Origin of the sequence: Corallococcus praedator (assembly GCF_003612125.1) — a bacterium.
GTDB classification, from domain to species: Bacteria; Myxococcota; Myxococcia; order Myxococcales; family Myxococcaceae; genus Corallococcus; species Corallococcus praedator.
The window spans coordinates 1-15,922 of sequence record NZ_RAWI01000216.1; the positions used below are offsets into that span (position 1 = coordinate 1).

General features: G+C 71.2%; 14 protein-coding genes. 2 read left to right on the top strand and 12 right to left on the bottom strand.

Annotation, left to right across the window (positions count from 1 at the left end; translation table 11 throughout):
- Positions 1–453 precede the first annotated feature (453 nt).
- The 6 genes from D7Y13_RS48155 to D7Y13_RS25020 form a co-directional block, all read right to left on the bottom strand.
- Positions 454–1,170, bottom strand: a complete 717-nt coding sequence (locus D7Y13_RS48155; protein WP_233595710.1) for a hypothetical protein — start codon at positions 1,168–1,170, stop codon at positions 454–456.
- A gap of 97 nt (positions 1,171–1,267) precedes the next feature.
- A complete protein-coding gene (locus D7Y13_RS25000) occupies positions 1,268–1,903 on the bottom strand; it encodes a Mov34/MPN/PAD-1 family protein (protein WP_120584502.1) in 636 nt (211 codons plus the stop codon).
- A 59-nt stretch (positions 1,904–1,962) separates the two neighbouring features.
- The gene (locus D7Y13_RS25005) at positions 1,963–2,424 is read right to left on the bottom strand and encodes a response regulator (RefSeq protein ID WP_120584499.1); all 462 of its coding nucleotides are present in this window, start codon (positions 2,422–2,424) and stop codon (positions 1,963–1,965) included.
- Between the two features lie 64 nt (positions 2,425–2,488).
- Positions 2,489–3,889 carry a sigma-54-dependent transcriptional regulator gene (locus D7Y13_RS25010; RefSeq protein WP_120536595.1) on the bottom strand — a complete coding sequence of 467 codons (1,401 nt, stop codon included), beginning with the start codon at positions 3,887–3,889 and terminating at the stop codon, positions 2,489–2,491.
- Positions 3,871–5,349 (bottom strand): sensor histidine kinase, encoded by a 1,479-nt coding sequence (locus tag D7Y13_RS25015; RefSeq protein ID WP_120584498.1) that lies wholly within the window; start codon positions 5,347–5,349, stop codon positions 3,871–3,873. The genes D7Y13_RS25010 and D7Y13_RS25015 overlap by 19 nt, the downstream gene beginning before the upstream one ends.
- 98 nt (positions 5,350–5,447) lie before the next feature.
- Positions 5,448–5,645 carry a hypothetical protein gene (locus tag D7Y13_RS25020; protein ID WP_120536593.1) on the bottom strand — a complete coding sequence of 66 codons (198 nt, stop codon included), beginning with the start codon at positions 5,643–5,645 and terminating at the stop codon, positions 5,448–5,450.
- Positions 5,646–5,894: 249 nt separating this feature from the next.
- Here D7Y13_RS25020 and D7Y13_RS25025 point away from each other — a divergent pair, with 249 nt between their 5' ends.
- Positions 5,895–6,299: a response regulator gene (locus D7Y13_RS25025; protein WP_233595709.1), complete on the top strand. Its 405-nt coding sequence runs from the start codon at positions 5,895–5,897 to the stop codon at positions 6,297–6,299.
- Between the two features lie 15 nt (positions 6,300–6,314).
- On the opposite strand, the gene D7Y13_RS25030 is transcribed toward D7Y13_RS25025, so the two are convergent.
- The 3 genes from D7Y13_RS25030 to D7Y13_RS25040 all read right to left on the bottom strand — a co-directional run bounded on the left by D7Y13_RS25030 (position 6,315) and on the right by D7Y13_RS25040 (position 10,274).
- A complete protein-coding gene (locus D7Y13_RS25030; RefSeq protein WP_120536592.1) occupies positions 6,315–7,646 on the bottom strand; it encodes a dicarboxylate/amino acid:cation symporter in 1,332 nt (443 codons plus the stop codon).
- 8 nt (positions 7,647–7,654) lie between these two features.
- Positions 7,655–9,436 (bottom strand): monovalent cation:proton antiporter-2 (CPA2) family protein, encoded by a 1,782-nt coding sequence (locus tag D7Y13_RS25035; RefSeq protein ID WP_120536591.1) that lies wholly within the window; start codon positions 9,434–9,436, stop codon positions 7,655–7,657.
- Positions 9,437–9,506: 70 nt separating this feature from the next.
- Positions 9,507–10,274, bottom strand: coding sequence for an SDR family oxidoreductase (locus D7Y13_RS25040; RefSeq protein ID WP_120584497.1), 768 nt, complete (start codon positions 10,272–10,274; stop codon positions 9,507–9,509).
- 122 nt (positions 10,275–10,396) lie between these two features.
- Between D7Y13_RS25040 and D7Y13_RS25045 the strand changes: the two genes are divergently transcribed.
- Complete coding sequence (locus D7Y13_RS25045; protein ID WP_120584496.1) at positions 10,397–11,323, top strand: LysR family transcriptional regulator; 927 nt, start codon at positions 10,397–10,399, stop codon at positions 11,321–11,323.
- 5 nt (positions 11,324–11,328) lie between these two features.
- Here D7Y13_RS25045 and D7Y13_RS25050 read toward each other — a convergent pair whose 3' ends face one another.
- The 3 genes from D7Y13_RS25050 to D7Y13_RS25060 all read right to left on the bottom strand — a co-directional run.
- On the bottom strand, positions 11,329–13,059 hold the full coding sequence (locus tag D7Y13_RS25050) for an ATP-binding protein (RefSeq protein WP_120536588.1): 1,731 nt from the start codon (positions 13,057–13,059) through the stop codon (positions 11,329–11,331).
- 114 nt (positions 13,060–13,173) lie between these two features.
- The gene (gene cheB / locus D7Y13_RS25055) at positions 13,174–14,238 is read right to left on the bottom strand and encodes a chemotaxis-specific protein-glutamate methyltransferase CheB (protein ID WP_120584495.1); all 1,065 of its coding nucleotides are present in this window, start codon (positions 14,236–14,238) and stop codon (positions 13,174–13,176) included.
- Positions 14,235–15,922, bottom strand: a 1,688-nt coding sequence (locus D7Y13_RS25060) for a hybrid sensor histidine kinase/response regulator (protein WP_147452489.1), incomplete at its 5' end; no start/stop codon positions are given. The genes cheB and D7Y13_RS25060, both read right to left, overlap by 4 nt.

Below are 15,922 nucleotides of genomic sequence, written 5' to 3' on the forward strand. Positions count from 1 at the left end.
GGGGGGGACCGGTGTCCCTTCAGGGATGGAACACGAAAGGGTGGGGATGCGTGCCCGGCATCAGGGACGGGACACGGGAGCAGGATGGCGGAGGGTGTCCTGACAGGCCCCTACGGGGTGACGGGCCAGGTGGATCTTCAAGGTGGAGGAGCATCCTTCGGGAGGAAACGGGTCAGGGAGATTCCCGTCGCCCTCATTCCGCGCGAGGTCATCCGCGAGACATCCGGCGTGGGGCTGGAAGAAGGAGGGGCGCATCCGTCTGGAACCATACTCCGCTCGCGGTAAAGCGGGTGGCTCCGGACCGAGGGGAAACCCTGCTTCCGCACCGCTCGCCCCTCCCTGGGCCTCCGGCCGTGCGCTGATGGTGGAGGGTTGTGACGGGAGCGGATGAATTCTCCGACCCCGCGACAGGTGGGCGGTCGAGCGAGCCGGTGGGGTTCGAGAAAACCCGGGTCAGGGATGCCGCTGGAAACGCCTTCCAATGGAGAGCAGCCGCTGGGTGCGGATGTCCACGGCGTAGAGGACGATCTCCTGGAGGGGCTTGCCGCTGGTTGCCTCCACCGACTCGCTGGGATCCGGAGGACAGCGCTGATCATCGAGGGTGAGCTGGACCAGCACGACGCCTTCGGGGCCGGGGGCGGCGGTCACGTCGTACGAATCGCGCCGGTCGAGACACGCGGGCTGCCTGGAGGGTGGCGCCTCCCACGGACGGAAGTGGTCCATGGCGAGCTGGATGGCGGCGGCCGTGTTGCCATCGATGCGGATCAGTCCCTGGAGCGGCAGCTCCACGGGAAAGGTGAAGTTCGCTGCTTCGGCCGGGGGCGTGCCGGGATGGACCGCGACGATGCGGCTGCGTCGTGGATCCACGGCATGGGTTGAGCCCATGTCCAGGACCGGGCCCTCTTCGATGCATGCACCATGGCTCAGGGAGAAGCGGACCAGCACGAGGTCCTCCGTCCAGGGCGCTGCCTCCACGTCGAACGACGGACGTTGATACAGGCACGCTTCGACCGGATCGCTCCCACGGTGGGGCTTCGTGCCGCGCGGTCGGAAGTCCTCCATGGCGAGCTGGATGGCCGCGGCCACCGTCGCGGGCACCACGACCTGTTCCGACTCCTTGAGGCTGGCGGGGAACTTGAACCAGGCCGCCTCCTCGGCGGGGACGCGCAAGGGCAGCGACGACCGTGAGGCGCAACCTCCGAGGAGCGCACACAGAAGAAGGAGCGAGGGCCTCAAGACACGTTCTCTCGGTCGGAACACGGGGGGCTCATGGCTCATCCATCGCGGTGATCCGTCCGGAGGCCTTGTCCTGGGGAAGGATGCTTCCAACGCGTTTCCAGCGCCGCGCTTCACGGACATAGACTTCTCCCGGCAGGTCGTCGTCCGCATGTGGAACCAGCTTGTGGATGATGCAGTGGGTGTCGAACTGGATCCGGATGGAGTACCACTGAGTATCCGACCTCCTGTCCTCCGTGGAGAAGCTGGACGGGAACCAGGGATGGCTGTGGTAGTCGGCGACGACGGAGGCCCTGCCCCGTGGATCCCTGACCTCCATGGGAGGCTTGCATGACTTACGCCGGCTCGCGCCCACCTGGACCCTTTGGGCGAGGGGAGAGGGATTGCTCGCGGAGTAGATGCCCTGGCCCAGGCTGTAGATGACGCCGCAGTACTCCAGCCCGTAGTCCCCCAGCGTCGCTGCGGGCAGCGTCATGATGGCGGGGCAGAGTTGGTCGATGACGTCGTCAATGTCCTCCGACGGCCGGATGCGCTCCCAGGGACCGCGAGCCCACACCCGCTTGGAATCATCATCCGCGAAGCCGTAATCGTTTCCAGCCGGGCTCGCGCAACCTGACACCAGGGCGCAGAGCGCCAGCCCATCCCGCAGTCGCTGTGGAAGACGCATCACGATGTTCGTTCCCGCGAACATGAAGGGTGCGGGAAGCATAGCAAGAGGCTCGCGGCTCATTCCTCCCCAATGAGCTCCCGCACCGCTTCGCACAGCACGTCCAGGTCGAACGGCTTGTCGAAGACGAACGCGGCGCCCAGGCGGTGGGCCTCGGCGTGGGTGGCGGCGTCACCGAAGGCGGTGATGAGGATGACGGGCGTGGCCCAGTCCACGCGGCGCAGGCGCGCCAGGGCCTCCAGGCCGGTGACGCCCGGCATGCGCACGTCCGTGATGATGACGTCCGGTGCCGCGCCCTCCACACCCGCCAGTCCCCGCGTCAGCGTGCCCAGCAGCTCGCGCCCGTTCGGCACCTCGTGCACGTCACAGCCGCGCCGGCCCAGCGCCCGCGCCAGCATCCGGCGCATCTCCCGGTCGTCCTCGGCGATCAACACCCGAGGCCTCGTGGCCGGGGCTTCGTAGCCCGGCGCCCACGGGGCCTCTTCCCACTGCACGGCGTCGGCGGTGTCCTGGAAAGCCATGGGGTGCTCCTCCTCGTTCGCGCTGTTCGAACGAAAGGAAAAGCATCCGGCGTGCCAGGGTCGGTCAGGGCTTCTTCACGTCACGCGGCTCCTTCGCCGCGTCCTTGCCGTCCCCGTCGCCGCGCTCCAGCTTGCGGTAGAGCGTCTTGCGGTCCACGCCCAGGATGCGCGCCGCGAGCGTCCGGCTGCCACCCACCGCCTCCAGCACGCGGTGGATGTACCGGCGCTCCAGCTCCTCCAGCGTCACCAGCTCCGATGCGTCCGTGTTCTCCGGCACCACGCGTGGCGTGCTGTAGTTGCGCACCCGCTCCGGCAGGTCATCCACCGTGAGCTGCTCGAAGGACGTGAGCGCCACCGCGCGCTCGATGCAGTTCTGCAACTCGCGCACGTTGCCCGGCCACCCATACGCCAGCAGACGCTGCGCCGCGGCCGGTGACAATCCGTCCACCCGCTTGCCCGTGCGCGAGGCGAACTGTTCCACGAAGCGCTGCGACAACAGCAGCACGTCGTTGCCGCGCGCCCGCAGCGGAGGCAGCTCGATGCCGATGACGTTGAGCCGGTAGTACAGGTCCTCGCGGAAGCGGTCCTCCTCCACCGCCAGCTCCAGGTCCCGGTTCGTCGCCGCGACGATGCGCGCGTCGAACGGCATCTCCGTGTCCCCACCCACCGGACGCACCACGCGCTCCTGCAACGCGCGCAGCAGCTTCGGCTGGAGCGTGAGGGGCATCTCCCCCACCTCGTCCAGGAACAGCGTGCCGCCGTTCGCCTTCACGAACAGGCCCGTGCGCGCCGCCTTCGCGTCGGTGAAGGCGCCCTTCGCATGGCCAAACAACTCGCTCTCCAGCAACTGCTCCGGCATCGCCGCGCAGTTGATGGCCACGAACGGCCCTTCCTTGCGCCGGCCCCGGGCATGGAGCGCGCGCGCGGCCACCTCCTTGCCGGTGCCGCTCTCCCCCGTGATGAGCACCGTGGCGTCCACGTCCGCTACGCGGTCGATGAGCGCATACGCCTGCTTGAGCGCGGGGCTCTCCCCCACCATCGCGCCGTCGTCCTCGCGCTCGCCCAGGGCCTGCCGCAGCCGCCGCACCTCCGCGCGCAGGGCGCGGTGTTGCACGGCGCGCTCCAGCACCAGCACCAGCGCGTCCAGGTCGATGGGCTTGGTGATGAAGTCGTAGGCGCCCGCGCGGATGGCGGCCACGGCCGTCTCCAGGCTGCCGAACGCCGTCACCACCACCACCGGGATGTCCGGCCGGTTGAGCACGATGCGCTCGCACAGCGCCAGGCCGTCCATGCCGGGCATGCGCAGGTCGGTGAGCACCGTGTCGAAGTCCTCGGCGGAGATGCGCTGGAGGGCCTCGTCCGCGGCGGACACGGCCACGGGCTGGAAGCCCCGGCGCTGGAGGCCCTTCTCCACCAGCACGCGCATCTCTCGCTCGTCTTCGACAATCAGGATGCGGCCTGGCATGCGTTGCCTCCCGGCGGCAGGTAGATGGAGAAACAACTCCCACGGCCCAGCTCGCTTTTCACGTCAATCCACCCACCGTGGTCCCGCACCATCCCATAGGAGACGGACAGGCCCAGCCCCGTTCCCTCGCCCACGTCCTTGGTGGTGAAGAACGGCTCGAACACGTGGGGCAGCACGTCCGCCGGGATGCCGGTGCCCTCGTCCTCCACGTCCAGCCGCACCCATTCCTGCTCCGGCCCGCCCACGTCCGCGGGGGGCTTCGCGCGCAGCACCTGCGAGCGCACGCGCAAGGTGCCGGGCTGGTTCATTGCGTGCAGCCCGTTCATCACCAGGTTCGTGAGCACCTGCTGGAACTGGCCGGCGTCCACCTCCACCGTGAAGCCCGCGGGCACCTCCTGCGACAGCGTGGCGCCGCGCTTGGTGGCCATGGGCTTGAGCAGCGCCAGGGTGCGCTCGGCCAGCAGGGACAGGTCCTCCGGCGCGCGCGACGGGGCCCGCCGCCGCGCGAAGTCCAGGAGCTGGCGGATGATGCCGGTCATGTGCTGCGCCTGCTGGAAGATGATGCGCGCGCACTCGCCCACCTCCTCGCCCTCCGCTTCACCGGAGGACACCATCTTCGCGCGGCCCATCACGACGTTGAGCGGCGTGCCCAGCTCGTGCGCCACGCCGGAGGCCAGCTTTCCCACCGTGGTGAGCCGGTCCGCGTGGCGCAGGTGCTCCACCGTCGCCAGCCGCGCCGCCGTCTCCTCCGCCAGCCGCGCCCGCGTCTCCTCCAACTGCTCACCCATCCGGTTCATGGCCACCGCCAGTGTCGTCAGTTCATCGCCGCTCGCGCGCCGCAGTGGCACACGCGCGGTGAGGTCGCCCTCGCCAATGCGTCCGGCCAGATGCACGAGCTGCTCCACGGGCTGGCCCACCAGCTTGCGGCCCATGGCCATCGCGGCCAGGAGGAAGAACACGCTCAGCGCCGCGGTGGCGATGGAGGTGCCCAGCACGGTGGTGCGCACGTGCTGCTGCTGTTCGGAGAGGGACTCGGTGATTTCAATGGCGCCCGCGCGCCGGCCCAGGAACACCGGCGTGTACGAGCGCAGCACGCCGGGCGTGTTCGTGGTGTCCATCAACCAACCGTCGTTGCCCGCGCGCAGGTTCACCAGCAGCTTGGGCGGCAGCGTGGGCGCGAAGCCGGAGCCGGGCCCGCCATCCAGCCACACCCAGCGCAGGCGCACCTGCTCCTGGAAGCGGTTGGCCTGGTTGAGCAGCGTGAGCGCCTCCGCCTCGCCCGCCAGCTGCCACGCCTTGCCAATGGAGCCGGCGAGCGTGTGACCGAGCAGGCGGTGGTCGTGCTGCATGTCGGTTTCGGACCGGGACAGCTCCCGGTTGACCTGGAACACCTGGAGCCCGGCCATCACCGCGACGGCGAGCAACACGAGGGCCAGGGTGAATTTGCGCGCGAGCTTCACGAGAAAGGCAACCCCCGGTTCGTGCGTGAGGGGGAAGGAACACACGGACCGGGGAGGTACGCTATGGGTACCGCGGGTGCTGCGTCACGACAGTCTGACTAGTTCGCGCCGGTGGTGCCCTCGGAGGGGGCGGCGGCGGGCTTCTGGCTGGCCGGCTGCTTCGCCTTCTTCGCCTTCGCGGCGGACTTCGCCTGGGTGGCGGTGGTGCCCTTGGCGGCCTTGGGCGCGGCGGCGAAGGCGCCCATGGAGGCGAGAGACAGGGACAGACCCAGGACGATGGCGGAAGTGCGCTTCATGGAGGACTCCGTTTCAGGCCCGCGAGAAGTGGATGCGGGGCTGACCGGGACAAGAGCATCGGCCGTGCCAGCGCCCCTCCCCGGGGGACGCTCCTTCAATCAGGGCGAGATGCCCCCAGGTCCCTGGGGCACATTGCCCCGACGGGGGCAGGATGCCCCGGAGCGTGTGGGGCAGGACGTCCAGCGGCCCTGGAAGGCGCAATGGCATGCGCCGTGCTCCTCCGCCTCTGGATGATGAATGATCCACCCATGAGCGAAGAGACGCCGCGCGCCGTGCGCATCCTGGTGGCCGAGGACGACGACGCGATGCGCGCGCTGCTGGTGCGCACGCTGATGCGCGCGGGCTACGTGGTGGTGGAGGTGGAGGACGGCTTCGAGCTGGGCGACTACCTGGCGATGATGCGCGGCCAGGGCGGCACGCTGGAGCCGCTCGACCTCATCATCAGTGACGTGCGCATGCCGGGACGCACCGGCCTGGAGGCCCTGAAGCAGCTGAGGGAGCAGGGCGTGTCCTGCCCGGTGCTGCTGCTCAGCGCCTTCGCGGACGCGGAGACGCATGAGGAAGCCCGCAGGCTGGGCGCGAGGCAGCTGCTGGACAAGCCGGTGGACCTGGACGTGCTGAAGGCCGCGGTGCGCGAGGCCGTCCAGCACTGAGCCGCGCTCCGGCGCCTATGACGGCGTGCCTGGATCCACGTGGGGCGCGGCGGGCAGCGGCTGGCCACTCAGCTCGGCGCGGAGCCGGTCGCGGTCCAGCTCGTTCTCCCAGCGGGAGACGACGATGGTGGCGACGCCGTTGCCAATGAAGTTGGTGAGCGCGCGCGCCTCGCTCATGAATCGGTCGATGCCCAGGATGAGCGCCAGGCCCGCCACCGGCACCGACGGCACCACCGCGAGCGTGGCGGCCAGCGTGATGAAGCCCGCGCCCGTGACGCCGGAGGCGCCCTTGGACGTGAGCATGGCCACGCCCAGCAGCGTGGCCGTCTGGGTGAAGGTGAGCTCCACGTTGAGCGCCTGGGCCACGAACAGCGCCGCCATGGTCAGGTAGATGTTGGTGCCGTCCAGGTTGAACGAATAGCCGCTGGGCACCACCAGCCCCACCACGGACCGGGAGCAGCCCAGCCGCTCCAGCTTCTGCATCAGCGGCACCAGCGCGGACTCCGACGAGGACGTGCCCAGCACCAGCAGCAGCTCCGCGCGGATGTAGCGCAGGAATCTCAGGATGGAGAAGCCGGTCAGCCGCGCGATGGGCCCCAGCACCGCCAGCACGAAAAGGACGCACGCCAGATAGAAGCAGCCCATCAGCCGCATGAGCGGGCCCAGGCTGTCGACCCCGTAGGCCCCCAGCGTGAAGGCCATGGAGGCGCCCGCGCCAATGGGCGCCAGCTTCATCACCAGCCCAATCATGTGGAAGAAGGCCTTGGACAGCGCCTCGAACAGCACGACCACGGGCTTCGCCGCGGGACCGATGGCCGTCAGCGAGAACCCGAACAGCAGCGCCAGCAGCAGCACCTGGAGCAAGTCCCCGTTGCCGGTGAACGCGTCCACGAAGGTGTGCGGGATGAGGTGCAGCAGGAAGCCAACGGTGGACTGGTCGTGCGCCTGCTGGGCGTAGCGCGCCACCGCGCCGGCATCCAGCGTGCTCGGATCCGCGTTGAAGCCCGCCCCCGGCTTGAGCACCGTCACCACCACCGCGCCAATGACGAGCGCGAACGTGGAGACGACCTCGAAGTAGAGCAGCGCCTTGCCGCCCACGCGCCCCACCTTCTTCATGTCGGACACGTTGGCGACGCCCAGCACCACGGTCAGGAAGATGACCGGGGCGATGAGCATCTTCACCAGGGAGATGAACGCGTCCCCCAGGGGCTTGAGCTTCACCGCCGTGGCGGGCGCGAGGTGGCCCAGCAGGCCGCCGGCGAAGATGGCCGCCAGCACCCACAGGTACAGCCGGGAGGCGGACTTCGGGTGCCCGGCGTTGGACGTGTCGGAAGTGTCGGATGCCATGGTCGTCCTCAGGCCGACTTCTGTTCGGCTTCGTCCTTCTCGAAGAGCAGCTCCAGCTCCCGGCGGCCGCGCGCGATGACTTCCATCATCTTCTTCTCGTCCTTGAAGACCTTGGAGGTCTCCACCATCAGCGACTCGTCGTGCTCGCGGAAGCGCTCCACGGTGCGGCGCGCCTCCGTGAAGGTGAGGCCCATGGCCTGGAGCACGTCGCTGGACATGACGAGGCTCGCGTCGAACGTCTCACGCACCAGGTTCGTGACCCCCAGCTCCATGAGCTTGTACGCGTGCTCGCGGTTGCGCGCCCGGGCGTAGATCTTCAGATGCGGGAAGTGCTCCTTCACCATCTGCGCGGTGCGCAGGGACGCGGCCATGTCGTCGATGGCCAGCACGAACACCCGGGCCTTGTCCGCGCGGGCGGCGCGAAGGAGGTCCAGCCGGGACGCGTCGCCGTAGAACACCTGGTTGCCGAAGCGCCGGATGAAGTCGATGTGCTCCGCGCTCGCGTCGATGGCGGTGAACCCGATGCGGCGCGCGAGAAGCAGCCGGGCCACCACCTGCCCCACGCGGCCCATGCCGGCGATGATGACCGGGTGGTCCTGGTCCGGGGACACGTCGTACTCGCGCTGCGGGCCCTTCGGCTTGAAGCGCGGCGCCACCCAGCGCTCGTGCACGACGGACAGGAACGGCGTCACCGCCATGGACAGGCCCACCACCAACACCAGCAGGTCCGCCTGCGGCCGGTCCATCACGTGGAAGGACACCGCCAGCGAGAACAGGACGAAGGCGAACTCACCGCCCTGCGAAATCACCACCGCGAGGCTCAGCGCGGAGCCCGGCTTCTTCAGCCCCACGCGTCCCAGGCCGTACAGCACCAGGGCCTTGAGGAAGGTGAGGCCCAGCACCAGCGCCAGCACGCGCAGGGGCTCGCGCGCGAGCAGCGCCAGGTTCACCGACATGCCCACGGCGATGAAGAACAGGCCCAGCAAGAGGCCCTTGAAGGGCTCGATGTCCGCCTCCAGTTCGTGGCGGTACTCGGACTCCGACAGCAGCACGCCGGCGAGGAACGCGCCCAGCGCCATGGACAGGCCCACCGCGCTGACCAGCGCCGCGGTGCCCACGACCACCAGCAGCGCCGTCGCGGTGAACAGCTCCTGGCTGTGCACGGAGGCCACCGCGCGGAACACCGGGCGCAGCAGGTAGCGGCCCGCCAGCACCACGAGAATCACCACGCCCACGGCCTTCAGCGTCATGAGCCAGCCGGGCTCCGTGGACGGCATGTCGGACCTGCCCAGCAGGGGCAGCGCGGCCAGGAGCGGAATCACCGCCAGGTCCTGGAACAGCAGGATGCCGAAGGCGAGCTGACCGTGCTCGGCGGTGAGCTGGTTCTTCTCCGCCAGCAATTGCAGCGCGAACGCGGTGGAGGACAGCGACAGGCCGAAGCCGGCGATGATGGACGCGCCCACGGACAGGCCCAGCGCCCGGCCCACGCCCGCGAGCAGCAGGCCCGTCAGCACCACCTGCGCGCCGCCCATGCCGAACACCGACCGGCGCAGGCTCCACAGACGCGAGGGCTGCAACTCCAGCCCGATGACGAACAGCAGCAGCACCACGCCCAGCTCCGCGATGTGGAGGATGTTCTCCACGTCGGAGATGAGGCCCGCGCCATACGGCCCGATGGCCGCGCCCGCCGCCAGGTAGCCCAGCACGGAGCCCAGCCCCAGCTTCTTGAAGAGGGGGACGGCGACGACGGTGGCGGCCAGGAACACCAGCGCCTGATGCATGAAGGACATAAGCCGCACTGCATGGCACGGCTTGACCGGCGGCGGCAACAGGGGGGCGGCCGACCCGGTCCGGGTCTACTCAGGCCTGCTGGGTCGGCATGAGGGTGAGCTGCTGGAAGTTGATGTGCCGGGGCAGGGCGGCGGCGAAGGCGATGATGCCCGCGACCTCCTCCGGGGACAGCCAGGTGAGGGTCTCCCGGGCGGACTTCAGCCACGCGCTGGCGCCCGGGTCGGTGTTGCCGTCATGCAGCGGCGTCGTCACGAGCCCTGGCTCCAGGGCCATGACGCGCACGAACCGGGGGCCCAGCTCCGCGCGCAGGTGCCGGGACAGGTGGGTGATGGCGGCCTTGGTGGCGCTGTAGACGTTGAAGTTCGGGAACACCGACTGCGCGGCGACGGAGGAGATGTTGATGAGGTCCGCGGCCCCGCCGGCCTTCGCGGCGGCCAGCAGGGGATCCACGAAGGTCTCCACGATGCGCACCGCGCCCTTCACGTTCAAATCAAGCATCTCCTCCCAGTCCTCCGTGCGGTGCTCGTCCATGCGCGAGGGCCGCATGACGCCGGCGCCGTTGAGCACCAGGTCCACGACGCCCAGCTCGCCCGCGATGACCTTCGCGGCCTCCGCCACGGACTTCGCGTCCCGCACGTCCGCGCCCAGGGCGAGCGCCCGGCCGCCCCCTTGCGTGATGCTGGAGGCCAGCGTGTCCAGTCGCTCCTTTCGGCGGGCGAGCAGCGCGACCGTCGCGCCGTCCCGGGCCAGCCGGAGCGCGGTGGCGGCGCCAATGCCACTGGAGGCGCCGGTGATGACGGCGATGCGGCCTGACAGCGGAAGGGTGGGGGATGCCATGGCAGGACTCCTGCTCGCGGGGGGAAGGGAGTGCGTCGTCGCGAGACACGCGAAGAGATACGGGCCGGCGTCCGTGGAATGAAGGTGTGGAATCCGGATGGACTCCTGAAGAAAACTTGGGAATGGCCGTCACGCCCCTCAACGCCCTGCACCAGTTCCTCACCGTCGCCCGGCTCCGGGGGTTCGCGCCCGCCGCCGCGGAGCTGGGGGTGTCCGCGTCCGCGCTGAGCCAGACGGTGCGCCAGTTGGAGGAACGGCTGGGCGTGTCGCTGCTGTCGCGCACGACGCGCAGCGTGGCGGTGACGGCGGCGGGGCGGAAGCTGATGGAGCAGGCGGGGCCGGGCGTCGCGCAGGCGCTGGGGGCGCTCAAGGACGCGTCGGCGCGGCCGGGCGAGGTGACGGGCACGCTGCGGCTGACGCTGCCGTCCAGCGCGCTGCCGTTCCTGCTCGCGCCGCTGGTGCCCTCCTTCTGTCAGCGCTACCCGAAGGTGGAACTGGACCTGGTGGTGGACAACCGCAAGGCGGACATCGTCGCGGAGGGCTTCGACGCGGGCGTCCGGATGGAGGAGTACCTGGAGCGGGACATGGTGGCGGTGCGGATGTCCGGGCCCTTCCGCTTCGTCGTGGTGGCCTCGCCTGCGTACCTGAAGCGCCACGGCACGCCGAGGAAGCCGAAGGACCTGCTGCTGCACAACTGCTTCGCCTACCGCTCGTCCAACACCGGCGCGCTGCTGCCGTGGGACCTGGAGAAGGGCTCGCGCACGTGGCGCCTGCCGGTGCGCGGCGCCGTCACCACCAACGACGAGCGCGTCTGGGTGGGCCTCGCGGAGGCGGGCCTGGGGCTCTGCTACGTGCCGGAGTCACAGGTGGCGGCGCGGTTGAAGGAGGGCACGCTGCGGCTCGTGCTGGAGGAGTACGCCGCGTCGGTGCCGGGGCTGTTCCTCTACTTCCCCAGCCGGGCCCAGGTGTCACCCGCGCTCCGCGCGTTCCTGGAGCACGCGCGCGAGGTGATGGGGCCGCCCGCGCGCACGCGGGCGAAGGAGCGCTGACGGCTTCAGTGCTCGTAGGTGTCGCGCGGGCGCGACAGGGGCAGACCCGCCGGGGGCGTGACGGTGACGGGCACGGACAGGTGCGCCACGGGCAGCGTGAAGGTGAAGATGCTGCCGGTGCCCAGGGTGCTCTCCGCGCGGATGCTGCCGCCGTGCGCCTCGACGAGGCCCTTGGCGATGGCCAGCCCCAGGCCGGTGCCCCGGCTGGCCGCGTCGCGCGCCTGCCAGTAGCGGTCGAAGATGTGCGGCAGCGCGTCCGGGGCGATGCCGTTGCCGGTGTCGCGCACGTCGAAGGACACCTCCGCGCCGCGCGTCGCCGCGCGCACCGCGAGCGTGCCGCCCGGCGGGGTGAACTTCACCGCGTTGCCCAGCAGGTTGCCCATCACCTGGAGCACGCGAGTGCGGTCGCACTTCACGCGCAGCGCCTCCGGCGGCAGGTCCGCTTCCAGGTGCAGCCCCTTGGCCTCCGCCAGCGGACGGATGGCCTCCAGCGCCTCGGTGGCCAGCGACATGGCGGGGTGCTCGCCCAACTCCAGCGGCAGGTGCCCCGCTTCCAGGCGGCCCCAGTCCAGCAGGTCGGAGATGAGCCGCGACATGCGCTCGGCCGCGTCGTTGATGCGGTTGGCCTGCTTCGCCACCGCCTCGCCGCCCGGCTTGCCCGCCGTGCCGCGCAGGAGCAGCGCCGCGCCCAGCTGCACCACGCCCAGCGGGTTCTTCAGGTCGTGCGACACCACCGCGAGCAGGTCCTCGCGAGCGCGGGCCGCCCGGCGCGACTCACCCACCAGCCGCGCGTTGTCGATGGCGAGGCTGGCGCGCAGGCACAGGTCCTCCGCCAGCGCCAGATCATCCGGGCCGTAGCGCCGCCCGGAGCCGGAGCTCACGAACGTCACCGCGCCCAGCGTGTGGCCGCGCGCGCGCAGCGGGATGATCATGTACGAGCGCGCCTGGAGCGCCTCCAGCAGCGCCGGGTGCGCGGGCTCCGCCGCCGCCGCGCGCAGCAGCGAATCCGTCACCGCCGGCACCAGCTCCGGCTCCCCGGTGCGCAGCACGCGCAGGAGGCCCACCGGCGCGTCGTCGCGCAGCTCCGTGCGCAGGGGCAGGTACTTCGCGCGCTCCTGCTGCGTGGGGTCCAGGCACGCCACCGCCGCGCGGCCCACCCACGGGCCCTGCTCCAGCGCGTCCACCAGGCACCAGTCCGCCAGGTCCGGCACGGCCAGGTGCGCGAGCAGCGTGTACATGCCCTGCGGATCCGGCGGGTGGGTGAACAGCGTCGTCATCGCCTGGTACAGGAACGAGCGGCGGCGCTCGGCCGTCTCCACCTCCGCGCGCGAGGCCTGCTCCAGCTCCAGCGCGCGCGAATAGACGGCCTCCGCCTCCGTGAGCGCCCGCGCCGTCACCAGCACGGAGGGCAGCATGTCCGCGGCCGACGCCAGCGGCGTGAGCACCAGCGCGTGCGGACGCACGCCCTGCGCCCCCGGCCAGGGGGCCTCCACGGTGGCGGACTCGCGCAGGGTCACCACGCGGACGCGCGCGGACTCCAGCGCGTTCAGCGCCTCCTGCGGCAGGCCCAGCTCACTCCAGTGCCGTCCCGTGAGCTGCGCCGCCTCGCGCCCCAACGCCCGGGCTCCGGCGGCGCTGCACGACACCAGCCGGCCCGTGCCATCCAACAGGTAGGCAGGGTCGGGGATGGCGGCGAAGACCGCTTCGTAGGCCAGACCAGTCGTGGGAGCACTCATCGAGAAGGGGGACGCCAGGGAGGGGCCCTGATTGGAACCCGATATTGACACTCCGCACCAGGGTCGCCATTCCGCCCCCCGAAGAACCCCAATCACTTTCACTAAGGCGACACTTCAGGGGAGGGCTTTTCCGCCTGGCTGGAAGAGGGCCTGGACCCGGCGGGCGATCTGCCCCAGCGGCAGGACCTCATGCGCCAGGTTGGCGCCCACCACGACGGCGGGCATGCCGTAGACGACGGACGTCGCCTCGTCCTGGGCCAGCACCCGCCCGCCTGCCTGGTGGACGTCCCGGATGCCGTCCAGGCCGTCCTGGCCCATGCCGGTGAGCACCACGGACAGGGACGCCGGCCCGTACGCGCGGGCCACGGAGCGGAACAGCCAGTTGGCGGAGGGGCGGAAGCCCTGGATGGGGGCGGCGCCGGACACCTGGGCCCGGTGGTCCGTCGTCACGCCCAGGTGCTTGTCGTCCGGGGCCAGGTAGACGGTGCCCGCCACCAGCGGCTCGCCGTCCTCGGCCACCTTCACCGGCAGCTTCGTGGCCGTGCCCAGCCACGTGGCCAGGCCCGAACCGAAGCCCAGCGCGATGTGCTGCACCACCAGGATGGGCGGGGGCACGTCCTTGCCGTCGAGGTCGGACAGGATGCGGTACAGCGCCGCGGGCCCCCCGGTGGAGGCCGCCATGGCGAGCACCGCCGGGCGCGTCCCTCCGGACGTGGGCAGCTCCAGCGGCGCGGGCGGCAGGGCGGTGCGGTCCGGCCAACGGCGCACCACCTTCACCTGGGCCATGGCCTTGAGCGTGTCGCGCAGGCGGCGGCTGTCCGCCTCGAAGTCCGGCGACTCCGGGCCCACCGGCTTCTGGAGCACCGCGAGCGCCCCGGCGCGCAGCGCGGCCATGGACGTCTGGATGTCGCGCTCCACCAGCGTGGACACCACCACCACGGGCGTGGGCACCTCCGTCATGATGCGGCGGGTGGCGTCCAGGCCGTCCATGCGCGGCATCTGGATGTCCATCGTCACCAGGCTCGGCTGCAGCCGCTGGCACAGCTCCACCGCCTCCACCCCGTCCCGGGCCTCGCCCACCACGGTGAGCGCCGGGTCGGTGCGCAAAATCTCCACCAGCAGCCGACGGGCGGTGGGCGAGTCCTCGGCCACCAGGATGCGCAACGGTTCGTTCTTCATAGCAGTCGCCTCAACGTCTCCAGCAGGCTGGTCGGATCAAAAGCGCTCTTCACGATGTACGCACTCGCACCGGCTTGCAGCCCGCGCGCCTTGTCCTCGGGTTTCTCCCGCGATGTCACGAGCACCACCGGCACCCGGCTGAAGCGGGGTGAGCCGCGCACGGCCTCCGTGACGGAGAAGCCGTCCATGCGCGGCATCTCCACGTCCAGCACCAGCGCGTCCGCGCCGCCCGCCTGGAGCCGCTCCCACGCCTCGGCCCCATCCGCGCATGCGGTGACGTCATAGCCAGCGGCTTCCAGGATGCTCTGCTCCAGCATGCGCGTCGTGGGCGAGTCGTCCGCCAGCACCACCCGCCGGCGCACCACCTGCTCCTTGGGCGTGGGGAAGAACTGCGCGGATGGCCGTCCTCCCGCCGCCCGCACGAGCGAGGCCGGGTTGAGCAGCAGTGCCATGCGGCCATCCGGCAGCACCGCCGCCGCGGACACGTGCCGCGCCCGCTTCACGCGCGAGCCCAGCGAGCGCACCAGCACCTCCTGCTCGGCGATGACCTCGTCCACCACCAGCGCGGCCTGCGCGGTGCCCGCCGACAGCACCACCGCCGCGGGCCGCGCGCGCGGTGGGCCCGCCGGCAGGTCCAGCACGCCCGCGAGCGACGCCAGCGGCACCAGCGCGTCCGGCGTCACCCAGGACATGCGGCCCTCCACCTCGCGCACGTCGGAGGGTGCCAGTCGCAGGAGCCGGTCCACGCCCTCGCTGGCCAGCGCGAGGATCTGCCCGCCCACGTCCACCAGCAGCACGCGCAGGGTGCTCAGGGTGAGGGGCACGTCCAGCGTGAAGCGGGTGCCCTGGCCCGCCCTGAAGGCCACCTCCACGCTGCCGCGCAGGGCCTCCACCTGGGCGCGCACCACGTCCAGGCCCACGCCCCGGCCGGACACCGCCGTCACCTTCGCCGCGGTGGACAGCCCGGGCAGGAAGACGAGCCGCGCGGCCTCCGCGTCGTCCTCGGGCGCCTCCAGGCCCCGGGCCCGCGCGCGCTCGCGCAGGGCCTCCAGGTCCAGGCCGCGCCCGTCGTCCTCCACCGCCACCTCCACCCGGCTGCCGCGAAGCCGCGCGGACAGCACCACGCGGCCCTCTTCGGGCTTGCCGTGGCGCACGCGCTCGTCGGGCGCCTCCAGGCCGTGCGCCACCGCGTTGCGCACCAGGTGCAGCAGGGGCTCGCGCAGCGACTGGAGCAGCGAGCGGTCCAGGTCCAGGCCGCCGCCATGAATTTCCGTCCGCACGCGGCGGCCCAGGCCGTGCGCCACGTCGCGCGCGGCGCGCTCCAGGCCCGTGCAGCCCTCCTCGAAGGGCAGCATGCGGGAGCGGCGCACCTCATCGTCCAGGCCGGTGGAGGACTGGAACAGCGCGCGGCGGTCCTGCGCCAGCACCCGCGCCACCCGCACCAATTCCTGCTCCACCCGGCGCAGCGTCGCTTCGGAGGACGTGCCGCGCACCGCCCCGCGCAGACTGGTGACGTCGTCGCGCAGCGCTTCCAGCGATTCGGCGTGGCCCTCCAGCCGGAGCATCGCCACGCGCAACTCGCCGCTGCGGCCCAGGAGCGCGTCCAGCTTCTGACCGGACACGCGCACCGGCAGCGCTTCGCCGCTGACCACGGCGGGGGTGGGAAGCTCCGGCTCGAAGGGGG